Genomic DNA, 274 nt, shown 5'->3' on the forward strand with positions numbered 1-274 from the left:
CCGCGCCAGCGGTTTAGTGCTATGATTGTAAGATGAAGTTGGACAGGCAGTAAAAATCCATAGTAATTTAACCCGTATGGTAGAATGGAGATCTCACACAACCATTTTTCCAAAGGAGGGCAGGGGCTTAATACAGGTGGTGTGGAAAATCTTATTTGGAAGGCCGCCCGCGGCTCCAATTAAAAAGTATAGGAGTGGTTCACGTGTGAGGGGCTCTTGCGAGAAAAAATTTTGCTTTTGCCCCACTGTGCAGCGGCGGTTCTGATTGCGTAAT

General features: G+C 46.7%; 1 protein-coding gene. It reads right to left on the bottom strand.

From position 1 onward, the window contains the following. Positions 1–93: 93 nt before the first annotated feature. A partial coding sequence (locus B2W96_RS01880; protein ID WP_293007994.1) for a hypothetical protein occupies positions 94–274 on the bottom strand: 181 nt, incomplete at its 5' end.

The organism is Oscillibacter sp. UBA6647, from assembly GCA_002455655.1.
Classification (GTDB): Bacteria; Bacillota; Clostridia; order Oscillospirales; family Oscillospiraceae; genus Oscillibacter.